Here is a 20,570-nt window from a genome sequence, read left to right as displayed (position 1 = left end):
GAAACTGGAACTTGTTCATTTCCTACCGGATAGTAGGCTGCCCTCATGACTGCAAGCCCTCACGACGGTTCGTCCGACACCAAGGCGGCCGGCGCTGATTCCAGCCTCCACGTCGTACCGGACCCCGCGCCCAACCCGCACGCCACGGCGGAGCAGGTGGAGGCCGCGCGGAGCGACACCAAGCTCGCCCAGGTCCTCTACCACGACTGGGAGGCCGAGACGTACGACGACAAGTGGTCCATCTCGTACGACGAGCGCTGCATCGACTACGCCCGCGGACGGTTCGATCAAGCGGTCGGCTCCGCTCCCGACGCGCAGGACGCGCTGCCGTACGGTCGCGCACTCGAACTGGGGTGTGGGACCGGGTTCTTCCTGCTGAACCTCATGCAGGCGGGTATCGCGAAGAAGGGTTCGGTCACGGACCTGTCGCCGGGCATGGTCAAGGTGGCACTGCGCAACGCCGAGCACCTGAACCTCGACGTCGACGGCCGTGTCGCGGACGCGGAGACCATCCCGTACGAGGACAACACGTTCGATCTCGTCGTCGGACACGCCGTGCTGCACCATATTCCGGACGTGGAGCAGTCGCTCCGCGAGGTACTCCGCGTGCTCAAGCCCGGGGGCCGCTTCGTGTTCGCCGGCGAGCCGACGACGGTCGGAAACTTCTACGCTCGGTGGTTGGGCCGCGCTACGTGGGAAACCACCACGCGAATCACGAAACTGCCGTTCCTGGAGAGCTGGCGCAAGCCGCAGGAGGAACTCGACGAGTCCTCGCGGGCCGCGGCTCTCGAAGCCGTCGTCGACCTGCACACGTTCGATCCGAGCGATCTCGAGAACATCGCGGCGAGCGCGGGTGCCGTCGACGTCGAGGCGCGAACGGAAGAGTTCGCCGCAGCGCTGCTCGGCTGGCCGGTCCGAACGTTCGAAGCAGCAGTTCCCGCCGAGAAGCTGGGATGGAACTGGGCCAAGTTCGCGTTCGCCGGCTGGAAGACACTCAGCTGGGTCGACGAGAACGTGCTCAAGCACGTCGTGCCGCGTGGATTCTTCTACAACGTGATGATCACCGGTGTGAAGCCGTCCTGACCGTTCGCACTCGCTGAACGTATCGGCACTGTCATGAGCTACACCTTCACCGACGCCGACATCGACTACCTCACCGGTGATGTCGGCGTCGGTGCGCTCGACTGGATGTCCGGCCGGGCGCTGACCAGGCAATCCATGCTCGCGGACGTCACCGCGGCACGCAGCAGGTTCGGCGAGAACGCCGCCGTGCTCGTCGAGACCACCACCGTGCGGCGCAAGGCGTCGGGCAAGCTCGACGGTGCCGAGTCATGGCTGCTGACCGACGACGCCGTGCAGCAGGCGACGCCGACGATCGTGGCGCGGCGCCGTGCCGAGCGGCTCGCGGGCCGCGACGTGCACGACGTCACCTGCTCGATCGGCACCGAACTGGACTCGTTGGTCCGTACCGCACGGACCGTGCTGGGAAGCGACCTCGACCCGGTGCGGTTGCGCATGGCACGCCACAACGTTCCGGCGGCGTCGGTCGTTCGCGCCGACGCACTCGTCCCCGTGTCCCGCGGCACCGTCGTGCTCGCCGACCCCGGGCGACGTTCCGGAGGCAGACGCACCCATGACCCTGCGGCTCTGCAGCCGCCGCTACCGGACCTGATCGAGACGTACTCCGGCCGCGATCTCGTCGTCAAGTGCGCTCCCGGTTTGGATTTCGACTCACTCGGGTGGGCCGGTGAAGTCGAACTGGTGTCGCTCGACGGCGGGGTCAAGGAAGCGTGCCTGTGGTCCGACGGCCTGTCCACGACGTCGATCACACGGCGCGCGTCGGTACTGAGTTCCGACGGATCCGCCTACGAGATCACCGATTCCGAGCCCGACGACATCGACTCCGCCGAACCCGGGGAGTGGTTGATCGACCCCGACGGAGCCATCGTCCGCGCAGGTCTCGTTCGTCACTACGGGGCTCGGCACGGGTTGTGGCAACTCGATCCGCGCATCGCATACCTGACCGGCAACGCGGTGCCCGAGGGCGTGAACGGATTCCGCATCCTCGACCGGATCAAGTACTCGGAGAAATCGTTGCGGCAGGCCCTTGCCGCGCACGGATGCGGATCGGTGGAGATCCTGGTGCGTGGCGTGGACGTCGACCCCGCAGTGCTACGGCCCCGCCTGAAGCTGAAGGGGGACACAGCACTGTCGGTGATCATCACGCGGATCGGCCGGTCCGGTGTGGCGTTCGTCTGCCAGGCTCGTCGCCCGGGCAGGACCGATCAGGACGTGAAGGTGAAGATCTCGCCGAGGTAGGTCGACGTGACCACCTGGCCGTCCGGCCCGATCGACGTACCGACCGTGGAGCCGGAGGCGCCGTCGAGCACCTGCTCGGACACCGTCTCCCCGCTCGCCGAGTCCAGCGCAACGAGCACTACGTCGTCACCCCGGCCGACGACCGTGACGATGCGGCCGTCGGCGGTGCTCACCGGAGTACCCAACTGCTGCAGATCATCTCGCGACCACGAGACACTCGCGCTGGTGCCGTCGTCGCGGATGGAGCGCACCGACCCCTCGCCGCCCGACGGGACGATCGAACCGTCGCCCGCGACCGATGGTGTGTTGCTCGCACCGAATCCGGCTCCGAACGTCCACCGCTGCGCACCGTTCGAGGCGTCGAACGCGGACACCCGGCCGTCGACGTCGGCGAGATAGATCGTCGAGCCGTCCTCCGACAGAACAGGACTCGACGACACTCCGGCCGGGAGCAGTTCCGACGACCAACGCTCCGTGATCGACGGTGTCGCCTCCGCGTCGTAGTGCAGCGAGATCAACTGCGGTGCAACGGCACCCGAACGCCACAAAACGAGATAGATGTTCGACGCATCCAGGTCCACGGCAGGCGTGGCCGCCACCGCGCACTCGGCGGAACCCGACGCGCACGCATCGAGACCGGTTGCAGGCGGAAGAAAATCGGCGCCGGGCTCGGCCAGGAAGTCGGGAGGGTCGATCAGATCGTGGATCGGCACGACGGACTTGCCGGTCTGGGTGTCCAGGACATTGATCTGACCGAACTGCGTCACAGCCAGAACGCTACCGTCACCGAGGAACTGCGCAGAACGTGGAACGCCGTTGGTGGGAGTGCGCCAACGCAATTGACCGTGCTCGTTGAACGACGAGAACCCACCGTCGTCGCCGACGTACACATTGGCCACGGAATCGACCAGAGGTGTCTCGGTGCCCACGGACGGCCCCACACGGTTGCACCAACGCTTACGGCCCGACTCGATCTCGAACGAGAAGAGATTGCACCCGGCCTCACCGAACGTCGAGACGAACATCTGACCGCTCGCCGCGATCGACACCGGCGACGACGTCGTCGCCCCCAGCGGCCGCGACCACGCGAATCGAACGTCCGACAGTCCGACATGCTCGGTGGAGCTGCTGTTCCGGGAGTCACCGTGCACGACAGGCCACCCGTCGGGCGCGAAGGCGTCGATTGCCTCGCCGCCCCCGCCGCACGCCGCGGCGGTCAGGGCTGCAACGGTCGCCAGCGACACCACGCGAGCCACACCAGCTCTACCGCCAAGCACCTTGTTACTTCTCCTCGACCGTGTCCGACGCACATGATTCAAGGACAGAGACTATCCCGGCCACCGTCGCGATGGCCAAAGCGGTCCACACCGATCGTCCCGCAGGCTCCACTCGTGCCCTATCGGGTCGTTCCGCAAGCTCCACTCCTGCCGTCCCCGGGTCGTTCCGCAAGCTCCACTCCTGCCGTCCCCGGGTCGTTCCGAGTCACCCTGCAGTGCCGCTAGGGTGGACGGCTATGACGAGCATGTGGAACGCGCCGCTGCGTTCACGCTGGCGGGGATCCCGACGACGCGACGAGGATCAGGCCAGGTTCCTCACCCGCGACTCGCTCCGCTGGGTGCTGAAGAACAAGGCCTACACACCGTGGTACCTCGTTCGGTACTACCGGCTCGCTCGGTTCAAGGCTGCCAATCCTCATGTCGTGCTTCGGGGAATGGTGTTCCTCGGCAAGAACGTCGAGATCCATTCGACTCCCGAGTTGTCCCGGCTGGAGATCGGGCGATGGGTACACATCGGCGACGGCAATGCCATTCGCTGCCACGAAGGATCGCTGCGGATCGGCGACAAAGTGGTCTTCGGCAAGGACAACGTCGTCAACACCTACCTCGACATCGAGATCGGTGCGTCGACGCTCGTTGCGGACTGGTGCTACATCTGCGATTTCGACCATCGGATGGACGACGTCACCACACCGATCAAGGACCAGGGGATCGTCAAGGGACCGGTCCGGATCGGTCCCGACACCTGGATCGCCGCCAAGGTGACGGTTCTACGCGAGACCAGCGTCGGCCGCGGATGTGTGCTCGGTGCACACGCCGTCGTCAAAGGTGTCGTACCGGATTACAGCATCGCCGTCGGTGCACCGGCCAAGGTGGTCCGCAACCGCAAGGCCGACTGGGAAGCCGGTGCTGCCGAGCGCGCGAAATACATCGCTGCGCTCGAGGACATCGAACGCAAGAAAGCACTCAGGGCGGCGGAAGCTGCGCGCGGCGACTCAACTGCGCTCGGGTAGAGCGCGTTCGACGATTGTGGGCCGCGCGAGCGGATACCGCACCTTCCGTTTCGCGGCCAGATAGACCTGGGCGGTGGCTTCCGCGACGTGCTTCCAGTCGAAGTCGACGGTCAACCGCTCGCGGGCAGCGTGCGCACGCTCCTGAGCTGCATCGACGTTGTCGAGAACGCGCCGAACCCCAGCGGCGAGGCCTGCGACGTCGGACGGCTCGAAGGACAGACCGGTCACGCCGTCGACGATCGCTTCACCCAGCCCACCGGCAGTCGACGCCACCAGCGGGGTTCCCGCTGCGGCGGCTTCGAGAGCGATGATGCCGAAGGGCTCGTAGCGGCTGGGTAGGACGATCGCGTCGGCTCCGTGGAGCCAGGACAGCAGTTCCGTGTGGTCGAGCGATCCGAGGAACGAGACTGCGCGGGTCACCCGATGCGTCCGGGCGAGCTCCGCCAGCCAAGCGAACTGCGTTCCCTCGCCTGCGATGTGCAGCGTGGTGCCGGGATGGCTCCGACGGATGCGCGGCATGGCGGCGATGACGTCCTGTATGCCCTTCTCGTATTCGAGACGGCCGACGTACAGCAGTGTGGCGGGTTCCTGGCGAGGCTGGCGAGGACGGAAGTTCCACGTGCGGATGTCGATGCCGTTCCTGATGACCGACACCGCCGAGTCGCGAATCCCGAACAGTCGAGTGACCTCGTCCTTCATCGACGCCGAACAGGTGATGACCGCGTCGGAATCGTTGGCCAGCCACCATTCGATGGAATGCACCTGACGATTGATCGTGCCGGAGATCCAGCCACTGTGCCTGCCCGCCTCGGTGGCGTGGATCGTCGAGACGAGGGGGACGTCGAAGTGTTCGGCGAGCGCGATGGAAGGGTGCGCCACCAGCCAGTCGTGCGCGTGGACCACGTCGGGTTGCCAGCCGTCGCCAAGGCCCGGTTTGCCGAGTGCGATTCCGGCGCGAACCATCGCGTGTCCCATGGCAAGGGTCCACGCCAGCATGTCCTCGCCGAAGACGAAGTGTGCGGGATCCTCGGCCACCGCGACCACCAGGACGCCGTCGTCGATGCGATGGTGCGTGGGATGGGTCGACGCATCGGTGCCCGTCGGGCGGCGCGCCAGAACGACGACTTCGTGCCCAGCGGAGACGAGTTCGGTAGCCAGATGATGGACGTGTCGGCCCAGCCCTCCGACGACGACCGGCGGGTACTCCCACGAGACCATCAGAATCTTCACTTCAGTGCTCCCCTCCGAGCTCCCGATCCGTGCTGCAGGTTCTTCGGGTCGTACTTTCCTGCCACTCGACGAGCGTCGAGCGCCGGGAACAGCCCATCTGCCTGGTTCCACCCGCGTGCGAGCCGCTCCGCGTCGTCGTGACGACCACCGCGGACCGCGTCCGCGATCTCCCGGAGAGCGTGGGCGTGAACATGCGCGCGCTGACGCGCATATCCGGCCGCCGTGTCCTTGCTGACCATGAACGCCCAGTCACTGGCAACCGTGTTGAGTGTCTCACGCAGAATCTGGTCGTTCACCCTGTTGCGCAATTCGGGCATGCCCGATCGCTGCCCGTCCATCGTGCGCTGACCGTCGAGTGCGCTCAGTGCTGCCTCGACCACCTCGGCGTTCAGTGCAACCAGATCGCGTACGGCGTCTCCGTTCCACACGCGCCAGTCCTTGCCCGACCCCCACGAGGACTCGGTCAACTGGACCGGTGCGCCGACGAATCCCTTGGTGCGAGCGTCGTCCAGGGTTCCGACGTCGATCCCGGCTTCCGGCAGGGCTCGCAGGACGCGTTCGAGCCACACCGGGCCCTCGAACCACCAGTGGCCGAACAGTTCCGTGTCGAACGCCGCCACGACGAGTGCGGGTCGACCGATGCGATCGGACTCGGAGCGGAGCCTGCGCCTGACCGTGTCGACGAAATCCGCGACGTGGATGTCGATCGCGGCGGACGCGGCGGCTGGATCGTAGGGCTCTTTGTCGGCCGAGTCGACGGTTCGCCCGGTGACACGGGCGTGCTTGAGCCCGGTCGCATGGTCGTAGGTGTGGAAGTCGCGGTACGAGGCGTGCCCGGGGTAACCGGATTTCGGCGACCACACGCGATAGCTGACCTCGAGATCGCGCCCGAACGCGACGACGTCGGATTCTCGCACCGGTCGCCCGAGCGTCGTGTCGCCTCGCAGGGATGGGCCGTCGACCATGAAATGGGTGACCCCTGCGTCTGCGTATCCGACTTCCATCCCCGGTGCGTACGCACACTCTGGTGCCCAGATGCCGGTGGGCCGTGTGCCCCACCGCCTCGCCGCGTCGGAAAGCCCCTCGGACAGCGAGAATTCGCGCAGTCTCGGATCGAGCAGCGGTTGGAAGGGGTGGGCGAGGGGACCGCCGAGCAGTTCGACCGTTCCTGCGTCGACGAGTGTGCGAACGACCGGTGATCCGCCGTGCCGCCATTTCGTTTCGAATGTGTCGAGTGCCCGTGCAGCGCTTCTGTGTTCGCGGATCGACATCGCGCGATCGGTTGCCTCGTGTGCGCGCAGCTGCCAGTTTCCGAGCCAATGATGCATCCCCGCAAGGCAATGCGGGTCGTCGAGTTGAGCGGCGAGCACCGGCGTGATTCCGAGCGAGAGCAGGTTGGTACGTCCCTCGTCGGCGAGCGTCGAGAGCATGTCCGTCAGCGGCAGATAGGAGTCCGCCCACGATTGGTACAACCACTCCTCGCCGACCGGCCATCGGCCGTGATTGGCGAGCCAGGGCAGGTGCGAGTGCAGAACCAGAGCGAACATGCCCGGTTCGGTCACCTTCGGTGAAGGTGTGCTCACCCGCTCACCGCAGCTCCGCCGTGAGGCTTGATCGCGACGGCGACCAGGTCGAGGCTCCCGTCCATGTCCGTCGGGTGGATGTCGAAATCTGCCGTGGTGATCGATGCGACATCGGCCGAGAGGGCTGCCGGCCAGGGCTCCCCGGCGAGTGCGCGCTCGATCTGAGCGTCGATGAACGACCCTCCGTGTTTGGAGTCGAGATCGCGCAGCGTGGACCCGTGATGAACACCGGTCATCACGTCGACGGTGAAACCGGCCTGTTCCAGCAGCTCCGACAACTCGTCGGCGTTCAGCTCGCGCGTGTGGAACGGATTCAACGGAGTGTCTCGCCCCGGGGAGAACGTGATGCGATTCGGTGTACTGACGAGCAACTCTCCACCCGGGCGGAGGACCCGGAAGCACTCGTCGAGGAACTGCCCCTGATCCCACAGATGCTCGATCACCTGGAAGTTGACGACCACGTCCACCGAGTCGTCGCGAAGGGGCAGCTGCGCCAGATTGCCGCGGAGCATGCGGACTCCGCGATACCGATCGTGCACGTGAGCGGCGGCGCCTGCGTCGTAGTCCACGCCGGTGACCGACTCGGCAACGGCGTCGATCATGTTGGCGCCGTACCCTTCTCCCGATCCCGCCTCGAGGACGACGCGGTGCCGGCACCGCCCCAGCAGGTGCTCGTACACGACCTCGTGTCGGCGGAACCAGTAGTTCTCCTCCGCGATGCCAGGAACCGTGCGCTCGCCGGTGAGGGGGAGCGGTGCGTCCGCGTTGGCTGTCGATGATTCGCTCACCGACGAGAGGGTAGTGCCTAGGTACGGAGAAGAACCATCGGCAGTGGCGTCCGATCAGGAGGGGGCGGATGTATTGTCGGATCGGAAATGCGGTAAGTTACCCACCAGTAACTAAACATGGGGTAATCTACGGCAGGGCCTAGAACAGCAAGAACCCATAAGGCACGACCCGATTCACCCTACGAATCAGCGGAACATGACCAGGAGGTCGACGCAGACCCATGACGAACATCGTTGTTTTGATCAAGCAGGTTCCCGACACGTGGTCCGAGCGCAAACTCACCGACGGTGACTACACGCTCGACCGCGAGGCAGCCGACGCCGTTCTCGACGAGATCAACGAGCGCGCCGTCGAAGAAGCCCTGCTCATCAAGGAATCACAGGGCGGCGAGGTGAAGGTGCTGTCCGCAGGCCCCGACCGCGCCACCGATGCCATCCGCAAGGCTCTGTCCATGGGTGCCGACAGCGCCGTGCACCTCAACGACCCGTCGCTCCACGGGTCCGACGCCATCCAGACTGCGTACGCGCTTGCAGCTGCGCTCGGAAACGTCGCGTTCGAGAACGACGAGCCCGCCGATCTGATCATCGCGGGTAACGAGGCCACCGACGGCCGTACGGGCGCTGTACCGGCGATCATCGCCGAGTACCTCCAGATTCCCGCTCTCACCCAGCTCCGCAAGCTGACCGTCGCCGACGGCACCGTGTCGGGCGAGCGCGAGACGGACGAGGGCATCTTCGGCCTCGAGGCAGCACTGCCGGCCATCGTCAGCGTCACCGAGAAGATCAACGAGCCGCGCTTCCCGTCCTTCAAGGGCATCATGGCCGCGAAGAAGAAGACGGTGCAGACCATCACGCTCGCCGAGATCGGCGTCGAAGACGGCATCGTCGGCGTGGAGAACGCAGGAACGACCGTCACGTCGTCCACCCCCAAGCCTCCCAAGACTGCAGGCGAGCGGGTCACCGACGAGGGCGACGGCGGCGACAAGATCGCCACCTACCTCGTAGGCCAGAAGATCATCTGATCCCGCCGACGTAACGCCGCGCAGACCACTTAAGGAGAGCAAGTCATGGCAGAAGTACTCGTGCTCGTGGAGCACGTCGAGGGAACCCTCAAGAAGGTCAGCACCGAGCTGATCACCGCGGCCCGTGCACTCGGCGAGCCGTCGGCAGTCGTCACCGGTCCCGCCGGTACCACCGACAAGCTGGCCGACGCATTGACCGAGGCAGGCGCGGAGAAGATCTACGCCGCAGAGTCCGACGACATCGACGGCTTCATCATCACCCCCAAGGTCGACGTACTCTCGGCACTCGCCGAGTCCGTCTCGCCCGCCGCGATCATCACCGCAGCCAGCATCGAAGGCAAGGAAGTCGCGGGACGCCTCGCGGCGCGCCTGGGCTCCGGTCTGCACAACGACGTCATCGCCGTGAACGGCGACGGCAGTGCCACCTACTCGATCTTCGGTGGCGCGTTCACCGTCGAGGCGAAGGCCAACGGAGACGTCCCCGTCATCTCGTTGCGTCCGGGTGCCGTGGAAGCCGAGCCGAAGGCAGGCGCGGGTAGCCGCGAAACAGTCGAGGTACCGGCACAGGAAGACGGCGTCGTCAAGGTCACCTCGCGTGACCCGATCGTCGGTGGCGACCGCCCGGAACTCACCGAAGCGACCGTCGTCGTGTCCGGTGGCCGTGGCGTCGGCAGTGCGGACAAGTTCAACGTCGTCGAGGACCTGGCCGATTCGCTCGGCGCAGCGGTCGGTGCGTCGCGTGCAGCGGTGGATTCCGGTTACTACCCGGGTCAGTTCCAGGTGGGTCAGACCGGTAAGACGGTCTCCCCGCAGCTCTACATCGCACTCGGCATCTCCGGCGCCATCCAGCACCGCGCCGGAATGCAGACCTCGAAGACCATCGTCGCAGTCAACAAGGACGAAGAAGCACCCATCTTCGAGATCGCCGACTACGGCATCGTGGGCGACCTGTTCAACGTCGCACCTCAGCTCACCGAAGCGGTGAAGAAGCACAAGGGCTGATATCGCCCGGACAGACGACACGCCCCCGCCTCCCCGTTTCGGGGGGGTGGGGGCGTTTCTGTCGTTCACGCAACGTGTTCGGACACGTTACCCACCTGATGCGCTGACGTGGCCGCGGCTCGTTAGACAACTTGCATGACCACTTCAGTCATGAACTCGCGTGCATCGTCCGTGCCCGAGTCGGCCACGAAGGGCCGAGCTGCCGACCGCTATTCGCTCGTCCTGTCCACCGACCGAGATCATCGCGACGCCGCTCAGAAACTCCGCTACGACGTGTTCGCGTCCGAACCCGGATACGACATCCCCCGAGATCCCAGCGGCCGCGACGCCGACCGCTTCGACGAATTCTGCGACCATCTTCTCGTCCGCGACAACACAACCGACGACTTCGTCGGTTGCTACCGCATGCTCACTCCCGACGCCGCCATCGCAGCCGGGGGTTACTACACCGCAACGGAATTCGATCTCACAGCCCTGAATCCGTCCGCATCCTCGGTAGTCGAGATGGGACGCGCCGTCGTGCGGCCCGAGCATCGATCCGGCTCCGTCCTCGGACTCATGTGGGCTGGAATCCTGCACTACCTCGAAGTGACCGGCCTCGAATGGGTCATGGGATGCGTATCGGTACCCATGCAGGCGTCCGCCGACGACGTTCCGGGGGCGAACGTCCGGGGCGTCCGCGACTTCCTGCTGGACAAGCATGGATCGGCACCCGACCGCCGCGTGATCCCACGTAACCCCGTCGTGGTCGACGGCCGCGGTCTCGACGAGATCGTGGCCCCTGCTCGCACATCGATCCCTCCGCTGCTTCGCGGATACCTGCGACTGAACGCGGTGGTGTGCGGAGAACCGTCGCACGACCCCGACTTCGGTGTCGCGGATTTCGTCGCACTGCTCGGGCTGAGCGATGCCAACACTCGGTACCTGGACCGGTTGAGAAGCGCGGCCAACACCTACGAGACGAGGGGACAGGGATGACCGCATCGAACATCGTCGACTCGTCCGGCCGCGCAGCCGAATCGGCCGTGACGGAACAGGTGGTGGATCATGCGTGGATGCCGTCCAGCCCGTGCGGAGACGGCTGCATCGCGCGCGGGAGCGCAACCGTGGGTTCGGTGGTGGTCGCACTGCGCATTCTGGTCGCGCTGTTCGCGGTCGCGCTACTTCCGGTACTGATCGCCGTCGGTGTGGTCTCACCCCGACTGCGCAGGCGCGTCACTCGATTCGGTGCGCGGATGTTGCTGTTCGCCGTCGGTATCGGGCTCTGCGTCCACGACCCGCGGTCGGATCGGGAACGCTCCCGTACCGAACACGGCGCGCTCGTCGTGGCCGGACACATTTCCTGGACGGACGTACTGGTCCTGACGGCACTGCGACCGGCGACGTTCGTCGCCCGCGGCGACCTGATCGAGTGGCCGGTACTGGGCCTGTTGGCCAGGGCAATGAAGGTGCTTCCCATTAACCGGCAGAAACTACGTGCGCTCCCGGGGACCGTCGACCAGGTTGCGGACAGACTGCGCGGCGGTGGAACGGTTGTGGTGTTCCCGGAAGCGACGACCTGGTGCGGACAGGCGTACGGCTCGTTCCGGCCTGCGATGTTCCAGGCCGCGATCGACACCGAGACCTGGGTGCAGCCGGTCCGGCTCGCGTACGTAGACGGAAATTCTGCTCGTACGACGGCGACGTGCTTCGTCGGCGACGAGACCATCGGTCAGTCGATCGGCCGAATCCTGCGGCTGAAAGGAATCGTCGCGCGCGTGGAACTGACCGCTCCCGAGGCGCCGGGCTCCGACCGTCGGGATCTCGCGAGGCGTTGCGAGGCGGCGGCGCGATCCGGTGATCGGCTCGACCCGACCGTGCACGATGTCGTCACCCTCGACGTCGTCCGAGCCCCGCAGCGACCGGTGCACCGCTGAGCAGGAACCTCGGCTGGACGGGTGTCGTGGCTGGGCAGGTGGGACGGGGGCAGGTGTGACGGGTGGGCGGGTGTCACGGGTGCGAGGGGCACCGGTGATCACCGGCTATCCTTGAAGCGTTATGCCTTCTGCCCGCAGTTCGGCTGCTGCCCCCCGCGCGAGTGCACCCGTGTACCTCGATCATGCTGCAACGACGCCCATGTCCCGCGCCTCCATCGAAGCGATGACGGCAGTGTTCGCCACCGTCGGGAATGCGTCCTCGCTGCACGGATCCGGCAGGGCCGCCCGCCGGAGGGTCGAGGAGTCGAGGGAGTCGATCGCCGAACACCTCGGAGCGCGCCCGTCCGAGGTGATCTTCACCTCAGGGGGAACGGAGAGCGACAACCTTGCGGTGAAGGGGATCTTCGCGGCTCGCCGTGATGCGGATCCGTCGAAGACCAGAATCATCGCCAGCGCGGTCGAGCATCATGCGGTCCTCGACGCAGTCGAGTGGCTCGCTGACCACGAGGGCGCAGAGGTCACCTGGCTCGAGGTCGATTCTCGGGGCCGAGTCCACCCGGACACCCTCCGTGCGGAGCTGGCCGTCGGGGCGGATCGGACTGCGTTGGTGACCATCATGTGGGCGAACAACGAAGTCGGCACGATCATGCCGATTGCCGAGCTGTCCGCGATCGCTCGGGAGTACGACGTGCCGATGCACAGCGACGCGATTCAGGCCATCCCGCACCTGCGCGTCGATTTCGGCGCCAGCGGCCTGTCCGCCATGAGTGTCGCTGCGCACAAGTTCGGCGGACCTCAGGGCGTCGGTGCCCTGCTGCTGGGACGCACGACGGCGTGTGTCCCGCTGTTGCACGGAGGCGGCCACGAGCGTGACGTCCGATCCGGTACGCACGACACCGCGTCGGTCGTCGCGATGGCCGCGGCGCTCGAGGACACCGTCGCCCACCTCGACACCCGTCATGCGAATGCGGAGCGGTTGCGCGAGAAGATGGTCAGGGGCGTGCGTGCGATCGATCCGGAGGTGATCGTCAACGGCCCGATCGACGATCGACGGCTACCGGGTATCGCCCACTTCACCTTCCCCGGCTGCGAGGGAGATTCCCTGCTGATGCTGCTGGATGCGGCGGGCATAGAATGTTCGACGGGGTCCGCCTGCACCGCCGGTGTGGCCAGCGCCAGTCACGTGTTGATCGCGATGGGCGCGGATCCGTCGATCGCCCGTGGATCGCTGCGTTTCTCGCTCGGACCGGAATCGACCGACAACGACGTGGACGCACTGCTGGCAGCGTTGCCGCAAGTAATCGAACGAGCCCGCGCAGCGGGATTGGCGAGCGTAGGAGCTCGGGGAGGACAGCGCTGATGCGTGTACTGGCTGCAATGAGCGGCGGAGTGGATTCGGCAGTGGCGGCTGCCCGCGCAGTCGACGAGGGCCATGACGTCGTCGGCGTCCATCTCGCACTGTCGACCGAGCCCGGGACCTTGCGCACCGGTTCCCGCGGTTGCTGCTCCAAGGAAGACGCCGGGGATGCGCGCCGAGCCGCGGACGTGCTGGGGATCCCGTTCTACGTGTGGGACTTCGCCGACCGATTCAAGGAAGACGTCATCGACGACTTCGTCGAGTCGTACGCTGCGGGCGAGACGCCCAATCCGTGCCTGCGGTGCAACGAGAAGATCAAGTTCTCCGCGCTCGCCGACCGTGCGCTCGCCCTCGGATTCGACGCCGTGGCCACGGGGCACTACGCCCAGCTGCACGACGGCGTGTTGCGCCGTGCCGTCGACGCCGACAAGGACCAGTCCTACGTGTTGGCGGTTCTGACGCACAATCAGCTTTCCCGGGCGATGTTCCCCATCGGGGACACCCCCAAGTCCGAGATCCGCGAGGAAGCCGCGGCACGCGGACTCGCGGTGGCGGACAAGCCGGACAGTCACGACATCTGCTTCATCCCGTCGGGTGACACGCGTGCGTTCCTCGGCGCGAAGATCGGTATCCGTCCCGGCAAGGTCGTCGACGCGGACACGGGGGCGGAACTGGCGGACCACGAGGGTGTGCACGGCTTCACGATCGGTCAACGCAAGGGGCTCGGCGTGTCCGGGCCTGCCGCGGATGGAAAGCCTCGGTACGTCACCGCTATCGAGCCGGACAGCGGCAACGTCATCGTCGGGTCCGCTACTCGCCTCGACGTGTGGGGAATCACCGGCGACCGTGCGATCTGGACGGATGGTGTCGCACCCACGGGGCCGATCGAATGTGTCGTGCAGGTTCGCGCGCACGGTGGGCTCACCGAAGCAGTTGCGGAAGCAACCGCCGACGGTGGAGTGGACATTCAGCTTCGCAGTGCACTGACCGGAGTGGCGAAGGGACAAGCGGCTGTGTTGTATCGCCGCGACGTCCAGGGCGACATCGTCATCGGCAGTTCCACCATTGCCGGCACTCGTTCCGAGAGCGAGTGAGCGCCAGCGTCTTCGGGGCGCTGGCGACGGGCATCGGGTCGTGGCCCGGCACCGACGTTCGAGAGGCGTCCTCGATCGTTCTCGGTGAGCTGCCTGCACTGCCGCACATCGTCGAGCTACCGGCTCGTGGACTCGGTGCGGACACCATCGGCAGGACAGGCGCGTTGATGGTGGACATCGAATTCGACGTGCGCACGTCGGGTTACCGCGTGTCGCAGCGCAAGTCTCTGACGGGTCGCCGCGCCGAAGATCTGTTGCACGAGGATCTCGACGTTCTCGAAGAACTCTGGGAGACGGGTGGCTTCGCCGCGACCCATCACGTGTTGAAGGTGCAGGCTGCAGGTCCGTTCACGATGGCGGCCCAGGTCGAGCTGCGCAGTGCGCACCGAGTGTTGACCGACCGGGGCGCGGTTCGCGACTTCGCGGGTTCGTTGACCGAGGGCTTGCGGCAGCAGTGCGCCGAGCTTCGGTCACGGCTGGGTGTCGATGTCGTGGTGCAACTCGACGAGCCGAGTTTGCCTGCAGTTCTTGCTGGTTCGCTGTCGGGGGTGACCAGACTCGATCCGGTGCGGGCCGTACCGGAGCCCGAGGCGTTGGATCTGATCGACTCCGTGCTGCGCGGGGTCGGAGTGCCTACCGCCGTGCATTGTTGCGGTGCGGACGTGCCGTTGGACCTGCTGCGCCGAAGCGCCGCGGAGGCCGCTGCACTCGACGTGGCGCAGCTCGGCGCACGTGACCTCGACGGCATCGGAGAGTTTCTTCAGGCGGGCAAGACGATCATGCTCGGCCTCGTGCCTGCGGTGCGGCCGGAGAAAGTGCCGACGTGGCGTGAGGTCGCGGCACCCGCGGTGACACTCGTCGACCGGCTCGGATTTCCGCGGTCCGTTCTGTCGACTCAGGTGTCGGTCACTCCCGCGTGTGGGTTGGCCGGGGCGACGCCGGAGTGGGCCAGGCAGGCGCTCGAACTGGCGGGCAATGTCGCGGACGCCTTTCAGGACGCACCCGACTCGCTCTAGCAGCGTCTCGAGTGTCGGTGGGGTCCGTTAATGTTCGAGTGTGGACGAATCGACTGCACCGACTGCCGCGACCGAGAACGCCGACGATCGGGCGACGGGCACTCCGGCCTCCAGTGAGGACAAGGAGCGGTGGCAGCAGCTTGCCGAGGACGTACGGGGTCATCAGTTTCGCTACTACGTCCGGGATTCGCCGATCGTTTCGGACGGTGAGTTCGACGCGTTGCTGCGTGAGCTGACCGAGCTCGAGGAGCGCCATCCCGAATTGCGCGTGGCGGATTCGCCGACCCAGTTGGTCGGTGGCGGGTTCGCGACGGAGTTCACCGCGGTCGACCACCTCGAGCGAATGCTGAGTCTGGACAACGTCTTCGATCACGACGAACTGCGGGCATGGGCCAAGCGTGTCGAGACCGAAGTGGGTGATCGCTCCGCAGGCCTGCACTACCTGTGCGAGGTAAAGATCGACGGCGTGGCACTGAACTTGGTCTACGAGAACGGAAAGCTCGTCCGCGGTGCCACTCGCGGTGACGGTAGAACCGGCGAGGACGTGACGCTGAACGCCCGCACCATCTCCGACATTCCGGAGACACTGACTGCCAGCGAAGATCACCCGATTCCGACCCTCCTCGAGGTGCGCGGCGAGGTGTTCTTCCGGCTGGAGGATTTCCAGGCACTCAACGCCTCGCTCGTGGAGGAAGGCAAACCGCCCTTCGCGAACCCACGTAACTCGGCGGCAGGTTCGCTGCGTCAGAAGAACCCGGCGGTCACGTCCAAACGCAGACTCGGCATGATCTGCCACGGCTTCGGCCGCATGGAGGGGTTCGCTCCGGACACTCAGATGCATGCCTACGAGGCGCTGAAGGCATGGGGGCTTCCGGTGTCGTCCCACACGACGCGTGTGGAGGGAATCGATGCCGTCGTGGAGAAGGTGGCCTACTGGGACACACACCGGCACGACGTCGAGCACGAGATCGACGGCCTCGTCGTCAAGGTCGACGAGATGAGTCTGCATCGTCGGCTCGGGACCACCTCGCGCGCGCCGCGCTGGGCAATCGCCTACAAGTACCCGCCGGAGGAAGTGACCACCAAGCTTCTCGACATCCGGGTGAGTGTCGGCCGCACCGGACGCGTCACCCCGTTCGCCTACATGGAGCCCGTGTTGGTGGCCGGTTCCACCGTTTCCCTGGCAACGCTGCACAACGGCTCCGAGGTCAAACGCAAGGGTGTCCTGATCGGGGACACCGTGACCATTCGAAAGGCAGGCGAGGTCATTCCGGAGGTTCTCGGGCCTGTCGTCGACGCCCGCACCGGCGACGAGACCGAGTTCGTCATGCCGACCGAGTGTCCCGAGTGCGGAACCACGCTTGCACCGGCGAAGGAGGGAGACGCCGACCTTCGGTGCCCCAACTCCGAGTTCTGCCCGGGGCAACTCCGTGAACGTATGTTCTTCGTTGCAGAACGAGGCAGGTTCGACATCGAAGGGCTCGGCTACGAGGCCGCGACCGACCTCCTGAAAGCCGGGGTGATCGAGAACGAGGGCGATATCTTCTCGCTGACCGAGGACGACCTGCTCGAGACCGGCATCTTCCGCACCAAGGCCGGGGCGTTGTCCGCCAACGGAAAACGATTGTTGGCCAACCTGGACAAGGCGAAGGACCGCCCTCTGTGGCGCGTGCTGGTGAGCCTGTCCATCCGCCACGTCGGACCGTCCGCGGGCCGCGCGCTCGCCGGCGAGTTCGGCAGTCTCGAGCGCATCGAGAACGCGTCGCACGAGGAACTCGCTGCTGTCGACGGAGTCGGCGGGACCATCGCCACGGCCGTATCCGAGTGGTTCAGAGTGCCGTGGCACCGCACGATCGTCGAGAAATGGCGTGCGGCGGGTGTGCGGATGGAGGACGAGCGCGACGAGTCCATCGTCCGAAACCTGGAGGGCATGTCGATCGTCGTCACCGGATCGCTGGAGAACTACTCCCGTGATCAGGCGAAGGAAGCCATTCTGGTGCGCGGAGGCAAAGCCGCGAGTTCGGTCTCGAAGAAGACCGCATTCGTCGTCGTCGGCGAGTCGCCGGGCAGCAAGCACGACAAGGCCGTCGAGCTCGGCGTACCGGTGCTGGACGAGGCCGGATTCACCGTACTTCTCACCGAAGGCCCCGATGCAGTGCGGGAGCCGGATCCTGATGCCGAGGCGGAAGCTGACGATGCCGCGGACGACGCGGGGGAGGACGCGTAGCTCAGCCGAGAACGGTGGCGACGATACCTGCGAGGTAGCCGAGCCGCGCGACCTCGGAGGGACGGAAGTCCGGTCCTCCCGGGCGCCCGAGCATCAAGACCGTCCCGGAGGCGCCGAGCGGCGCCGCGGCGATCTTCGTGTCCATGTCGCGCCATACCTGCGGCACCCACTCGGCGTCACCGTCGAGGGAAGCCGGGTGTGCCAACGGCATCCACGGCATGTCTGTTGCGTGTGTCTCCGGTGCACCCGAGCTGCCCACGACGCGGTAGGCCCCGTGCGGACCTGTCGCTACCACGACGCTCCAGCCGACCCGCAGTACCCGCGGTGCTCCATCGACCAGCACCTGCAGCCTGTCGTCGGTCGCCGCGGCCACCCGGTCGATCAACTCCAGTTCACGATGGGTGTCGAGCACACCGGTGTACGGCCGGATGGAGTCGACCCGAACGTCGGTCAGATTCTCGGCGGCGGTGATCAGCGTGTCGGGCAGGGCGCCGGGCGGTACGTCCACGACGAGGTCGTCGACGGCGTAACCGTCGCCGCGTTCGATGACGTCGAGCGACAGAATGTCCGCACCGACAGAACCCAGCGCGACGGCGAGCGAGCCGAGGCTGCCCGGTCGGTCGGGGAGCTGAACGCGGAGCAGGTAGGACATGTCGCGCCCTTTCGCTTACGAGAGATGACAGAACTTCGTGGGTGAAACACCGCGAGCCATCCTCGCACTGTCGGCCTCTCGGGGCGCAACTGCCGCACCGGCCGTGACCTTCGCGACATCTGGGTGGGACCGAGTTAGCCGGGAGTGGAGCCTGCAGGAATGACCCAGCCAACCGGGAGTGGAGCCTGCAGGAATGACCCAGCCAACCGGGAGTGGAGGCAGCGACGAGGGCCCCGATAAGGTTGACGGCGGCCGCGTGTTTTTCGCGGTGCGTCGTCATATGTGTGAAAGGGGTCTACGCGGTGCCTGATATCTCCCGCGACGAGGTGGCTCACCTCGCCCGGCTGTCTCGGCTTGCGCTCAGCGAAGCCGAGTTGGACGAGTTCGCCGGCCAGCTGGATTCGATTCTTCACCATGTGAAGGCAGTGGCCGAGGTGGCTGCGGACGATGTGACGCCGACGGCCAATCCGAGTGCGATCACCAATGTCACGCGCCCGGACGTGATCGTCCCAGGCCTGACGCCCGAGCAGGCTCTGGCCGAGGCTCCCAACGCCGAAGAAGATCGATTCGCAGTGCCGCAGATTCTGGGAGAGAGCGAATGACCGACCTGACCACGCTCGACGCGTCCGACCTGGCGTCGAAGATTCACGCGCGCGAGGTATCGGCCGTCGAGGTCACTCAGGCTCATCTGGACCGCATCGACAAGGTCGACGGGGACATCCACGCGTTCCTGCACGTGTCGGGCGCCGCCGCATTGGTTGCCGCCAAGGAGGTCGACGAGGCCATCGGTGCGGGAGAGGCCCCGGCGTCGGCACTTGCCGGTGTGCCGCTGGCGCTGAAGGACGTGTTCACCACCACGGACATGCCGACGACGTGTGCGTCGAAGATGCTCGAGGGCTGGATCTCCCCGTACGACGCGGCGGTCACCTCGAAACTTCGGTCGGCGGGAATTCCGCTGCTCGGCAAGACGAACATGGACGAGTTCGCGATGGGTTCGTCCACGGAGAACTCCGCCTACGGTCCGACCAAGAACCCGTGGGACACCACACGCATTCCCGGTGGATCCGGCGGCGGCAGTGCTGCCGCGCTGGCGTCGCATCAGGCTCCGCTGGCGATCGGAACCGACACCGGTGGATCCATTCGCCAGCCTGCAGCGTTGACGGGCACCGTCGGCACCAAGCCCACCTACGGCACGGTGTCCAGGTACGGCCTGATCGCGTGTGCGTCGTCGCTCGACCAGGGCGGGCCCTGCGGGCGCACGGTGTTGGACACCGCGCTTCTGCACGAGGTCATCGCCGGTCACGACCCCCGGGATTCGACGTCCGTCGACACCTCGGTGGCGTCCGTGGTGGCCGCCGCACGCGAAGGAGCGGGCGGCGACCTGAAGGGTGTGCGTGTGGGTGTGGTCAAGGAACTGCACTCCGACAGCTATCAGAGCGGGGTCATCTCCTCGTTCGATGCCGCCGTGGCGACGTTGACGTCGCTCGGTGCGGAGGTCGTCGAGGTCTCGTGCCCCAACTTCGTTCACGCGCTCGCGGCGTACTACCTGATCCTCCCTTCGGAGGTGTCCTCCAACCTCGCCCGGTTCGACGGCATGCGCTACGGAGCTCGTGCGGGCGACGACGGTAAGCACAGTGCCGAGCAGGTCATGGCGATCACGCGCGCAGAAGGGTTCGGCGCGGAAGTGAAGCGCCGCATCATGATCGGCACCTACGCGCTGTCCGCCGGGTACTACGACGAGTACTACGGTCAGGCGCTGAAGGTGCGGACTCTGATCGCTCGCGATTTCGACAACGCGTACGAGAAGGTCGACGTGCTGGTGTCGCCGACCACTCCGACGACGGCGTTCCCTCTGGGGGACAAGGTCGACGACCCGATTGCCATGTACCTCAACGACCTCTGCACGTTGCCGACGAACCTCGCCGGCCACTGTGCGATGTCGGTGCCGTCGGGTCTTGCCTCCGAGGACGGACTGCCCGTCGGTTTGCAGATCATGGCACCGGCGTTCGCCGACGACAGGCTGTACCGCATCGGCGCGGCCTACGAGACTGCGCGCGGCGCGCTGCGCTGACTC

18 protein-coding genes are annotated in these 20,570 nt (G+C 66.2%); 13 read left to right on the top strand and 5 right to left on the bottom strand.

What is annotated here, in order from left to right; all coding sequences use genetic code 11:
* Nucleotides 1-45: 45 nt before the first annotated feature.
* The gene (locus tag H292_RS0102865; protein WP_020110356.1) at nucleotides 46-1,083 is read left to right on the top strand and encodes a class I SAM-dependent methyltransferase; all 1,038 of its coding nucleotides are present in this window, start codon (nucleotides 46-48) and stop codon (nucleotides 1,081-1,083) included.
* Nucleotides 1,084-1,116: 33 nt separating this feature from the next.
* Nucleotides 1,117-2,319 (top strand): THUMP-like domain-containing protein, encoded by a 1,203-nt coding sequence (locus H292_RS0102860; protein WP_020110355.1) that lies wholly within the window; start codon nucleotides 1,117-1,119, stop codon nucleotides 2,317-2,319.
* On the opposite strand, the gene H292_RS0102855 is transcribed toward H292_RS0102860, so the two are convergent.
* Nucleotides 2,286-3,596, bottom strand: a complete 1,311-nt coding sequence (locus H292_RS0102855; protein WP_230594063.1) for an outer membrane protein assembly factor BamB family protein — start codon at nucleotides 3,594-3,596, stop codon at nucleotides 2,286-2,288. The genes H292_RS0102860 and H292_RS0102855 overlap by 34 nt on opposite strands.
* Before the next feature lie 236 nt (nucleotides 3,597-3,832).
* On the opposite strand from H292_RS0102855, the gene H292_RS0102850 reads away from it, so the two are divergent.
* On the top strand, nucleotides 3,833-4,609 hold the full coding sequence (locus tag H292_RS0102850) for an acyltransferase (protein WP_019664340.1): 777 nt from the start codon (nucleotides 3,833-3,835) through the stop codon (nucleotides 4,607-4,609).
* Here the strand turns inward: H292_RS0102850 and H292_RS0102845 are convergent.
* The 3 genes from H292_RS0102845 to H292_RS0102835 are packed head-to-tail and all read right to left on the bottom strand — an operon-like array spanning nucleotide 4,592 to nucleotide 8,210.
* Nucleotides 4,592-5,839, bottom strand: a complete 1,248-nt coding sequence (locus H292_RS0102845) for a glycosyltransferase family 4 protein (protein WP_019664339.1) — start codon at nucleotides 5,837-5,839, stop codon at nucleotides 4,592-4,594. The two genes, H292_RS0102850 and H292_RS0102845, sit on opposite strands and share 18 nt — an antisense overlap.
* Nucleotides 5,836-7,386 (bottom strand): 1,4-alpha-glucan branching protein domain-containing protein, encoded by a 1,551-nt coding sequence (locus tag H292_RS26715; RefSeq protein WP_176458852.1) that lies wholly within the window; start codon nucleotides 7,384-7,386, stop codon nucleotides 5,836-5,838. Before H292_RS26715 ends, H292_RS0102845 begins: the two co-directional genes overlap by 4 nt.
* 32 nt (nucleotides 7,387-7,418) lie before the next feature.
* Entirely contained in the window at nucleotides 7,419-8,210 is a 792-nt protein-coding gene (locus H292_RS0102835) for a class I SAM-dependent methyltransferase (RefSeq protein ID WP_019664337.1), read from the bottom strand.
* A 221-nt stretch (nucleotides 8,211-8,431) separates the two neighbouring features.
* On the opposite strand from H292_RS0102835, the gene H292_RS0102830 reads away from it, so the two are divergent.
* From H292_RS0102830 to ligA, 8 genes are all read left to right on the top strand, one after another.
* Entirely contained in the window at nucleotides 8,432-9,232 is an 801-nt protein-coding gene (locus H292_RS0102830) for an electron transfer flavoprotein subunit beta/FixA family protein (RefSeq protein ID WP_019664336.1), read from the top strand.
* Nucleotides 9,233-9,277: 45 nt separating this feature from the next.
* On the top strand, nucleotides 9,278-10,234 hold the full coding sequence (locus tag H292_RS0102825) for an electron transfer flavoprotein subunit alpha/FixB family protein (RefSeq protein WP_019664335.1): 957 nt from the start codon (nucleotides 9,278-9,280) through the stop codon (nucleotides 10,232-10,234).
* Nucleotides 10,235-10,369: 135 nt separating this feature from the next.
* Complete coding sequence (locus tag H292_RS0102820; RefSeq protein ID WP_027498574.1) at nucleotides 10,370-11,212, top strand: GNAT family N-acetyltransferase; 843 nt, start codon at nucleotides 10,370-10,372, stop codon at nucleotides 11,210-11,212.
* Complete coding sequence (locus H292_RS0102815; protein WP_020110351.1) at nucleotides 11,209-12,150, top strand: lysophospholipid acyltransferase family protein; 942 nt, start codon at nucleotides 11,209-11,211, stop codon at nucleotides 12,148-12,150. Before H292_RS0102820 ends, H292_RS0102815 begins: the two co-directional genes overlap by 4 nt.
* Nucleotides 12,151-12,271: 121 nt before the next feature.
* Complete coding sequence (locus H292_RS0102810; protein WP_027498573.1) at nucleotides 12,272-13,510, top strand: cysteine desulfurase family protein; 1,239 nt, start codon at nucleotides 12,272-12,274, stop codon at nucleotides 13,508-13,510.
* On the top strand, nucleotides 13,510-14,601 hold the full coding sequence (mnmA, locus tag H292_RS0102805) for a tRNA 2-thiouridine(34) synthase MnmA (protein WP_019664331.1): 1,092 nt from the start codon (nucleotides 13,510-13,512) through the stop codon (nucleotides 14,599-14,601). Before H292_RS0102810 ends, mnmA begins: the two co-directional genes overlap by 1 nt.
* On the top strand, nucleotides 14,598-15,617 hold the full coding sequence (locus H292_RS0102800; RefSeq protein ID WP_020110349.1) for a methionine synthase: 1,020 nt from the start codon (nucleotides 14,598-14,600) through the stop codon (nucleotides 15,615-15,617). Before mnmA ends, H292_RS0102800 begins: the two co-directional genes overlap by 4 nt.
* 40 nt (nucleotides 15,618-15,657) lie before the next feature.
* Complete coding sequence (gene ligA / locus H292_RS0102795; protein WP_020110348.1) at nucleotides 15,658-17,844, top strand: NAD-dependent DNA ligase LigA; 2,187 nt, start codon at nucleotides 15,658-15,660, stop codon at nucleotides 17,842-17,844.
* Between the two features lies 1 nt (nucleotide 17,845).
* On the opposite strand, the gene H292_RS0102790 is transcribed toward ligA, so the two are convergent.
* A complete protein-coding gene (locus H292_RS0102790; RefSeq protein ID WP_019664328.1) occupies nucleotides 17,846-18,496 on the bottom strand; it encodes an amino acid-binding protein in 651 nt (216 codons plus the stop codon).
* A gap of 302 nt (nucleotides 18,497-18,798) precedes the next feature.
* On the opposite strand from H292_RS0102790, the gene gatC reads away from it, so the two are divergent.
* Entirely contained in the window at nucleotides 18,799-19,098 is a 300-nt protein-coding gene (gene gatC / locus H292_RS0102785; protein WP_026347656.1) for an Asp-tRNA(Asn)/Glu-tRNA(Gln) amidotransferase subunit GatC, read from the top strand.
* On the top strand, nucleotides 19,095-20,567 hold the full coding sequence (gene gatA, locus H292_RS0102780; RefSeq protein ID WP_020110347.1) for an Asp-tRNA(Asn)/Glu-tRNA(Gln) amidotransferase subunit GatA: 1,473 nt from the start codon (nucleotides 19,095-19,097) through the stop codon (nucleotides 20,565-20,567). Before gatC ends, gatA begins: the two co-directional genes overlap by 4 nt.
* Nucleotides 20,568-20,570 lie beyond the last annotated feature (3 nt).

This window comes from Rhodococcus sp. 114MFTsu3.1, assembly GCF_000383555.1.
Taxonomy (GTDB): domain Bacteria; phylum Actinomycetota; class Actinomycetes; order Mycobacteriales; family Mycobacteriaceae; genus Rhodococcoides; species Rhodococcoides fascians_E.
This window is presented reverse-complemented; position numbering and strand designations above follow the sequence as displayed.

What these genes read in the sequence shown, in the direction of transcription:
- H292_RS0102850 (WP_019664340.1), top strand. Translation starts at nt 3,833, where the DNA reads ATGACGAGCATGTGGAACGCGCCGCTGCGTTCACGCTGGCGGGGATCC.
- H292_RS0102830 (WP_019664336.1), top strand. Translation starts at nt 8,432, where the DNA reads ATGACGAACATCGTTGTTTTGATCAAGCAGGTTCCCGACACGTGGTCC.
- gatA (WP_020110347.1), top strand. Translation starts at nt 19,095, where the DNA reads ATGACCGACCTGACCACGCTCGACGCGTCCGACCTGGCGTCGAAGATT.
- H292_RS0102810 (WP_027498573.1), top strand. Translation starts at nt 12,272, where the DNA reads ATGCCTTCTGCCCGCAGTTCGGCTGCTGCCCCCCGCGCGAGTGCACCC.
- H292_RS0102825 (WP_019664335.1), top strand. Translation starts at nt 9,278, where the DNA reads ATGGCAGAAGTACTCGTGCTCGTGGAGCACGTCGAGGGAACCCTCAAG.
- H292_RS0102860 (WP_020110355.1), top strand. Translation starts at nt 1,117, where the DNA reads ATGAGCTACACCTTCACCGACGCCGACATCGACTACCTCACCGGTGAT.
- H292_RS0102815 (WP_020110351.1), top strand. Translation starts at nt 11,209, where the DNA reads ATGACCGCATCGAACATCGTCGACTCGTCCGGCCGCGCAGCCGAATCG.
- H292_RS0102790 (WP_019664328.1), bottom strand. Translation starts at nt 18,496, where the DNA reads ATGTCCTACCTGCTCCGCGTTCAGCTCCCCGACCGACCGGGCAGCCTC.
- H292_RS26715 (WP_176458852.1), bottom strand. Translation starts at nt 7,386, where the DNA reads ATGTTCGCTCTGGTTCTGCACTCGCACCTGCCCTGGCTCGCCAATCAC.
- H292_RS0102820 (WP_027498574.1), top strand. Translation starts at nt 10,370, where the DNA reads ATGACCACTTCAGTCATGAACTCGCGTGCATCGTCCGTGCCCGAGTCG.
- mnmA (WP_019664331.1), top strand. Translation starts at nt 13,510, where the DNA reads ATGCGTGTACTGGCTGCAATGAGCGGCGGAGTGGATTCGGCAGTGGCG.
- H292_RS0102865 (WP_020110356.1), top strand. Translation starts at nt 46, where the DNA reads ATGACTGCAAGCCCTCACGACGGTTCGTCCGACACCAAGGCGGCCGGC.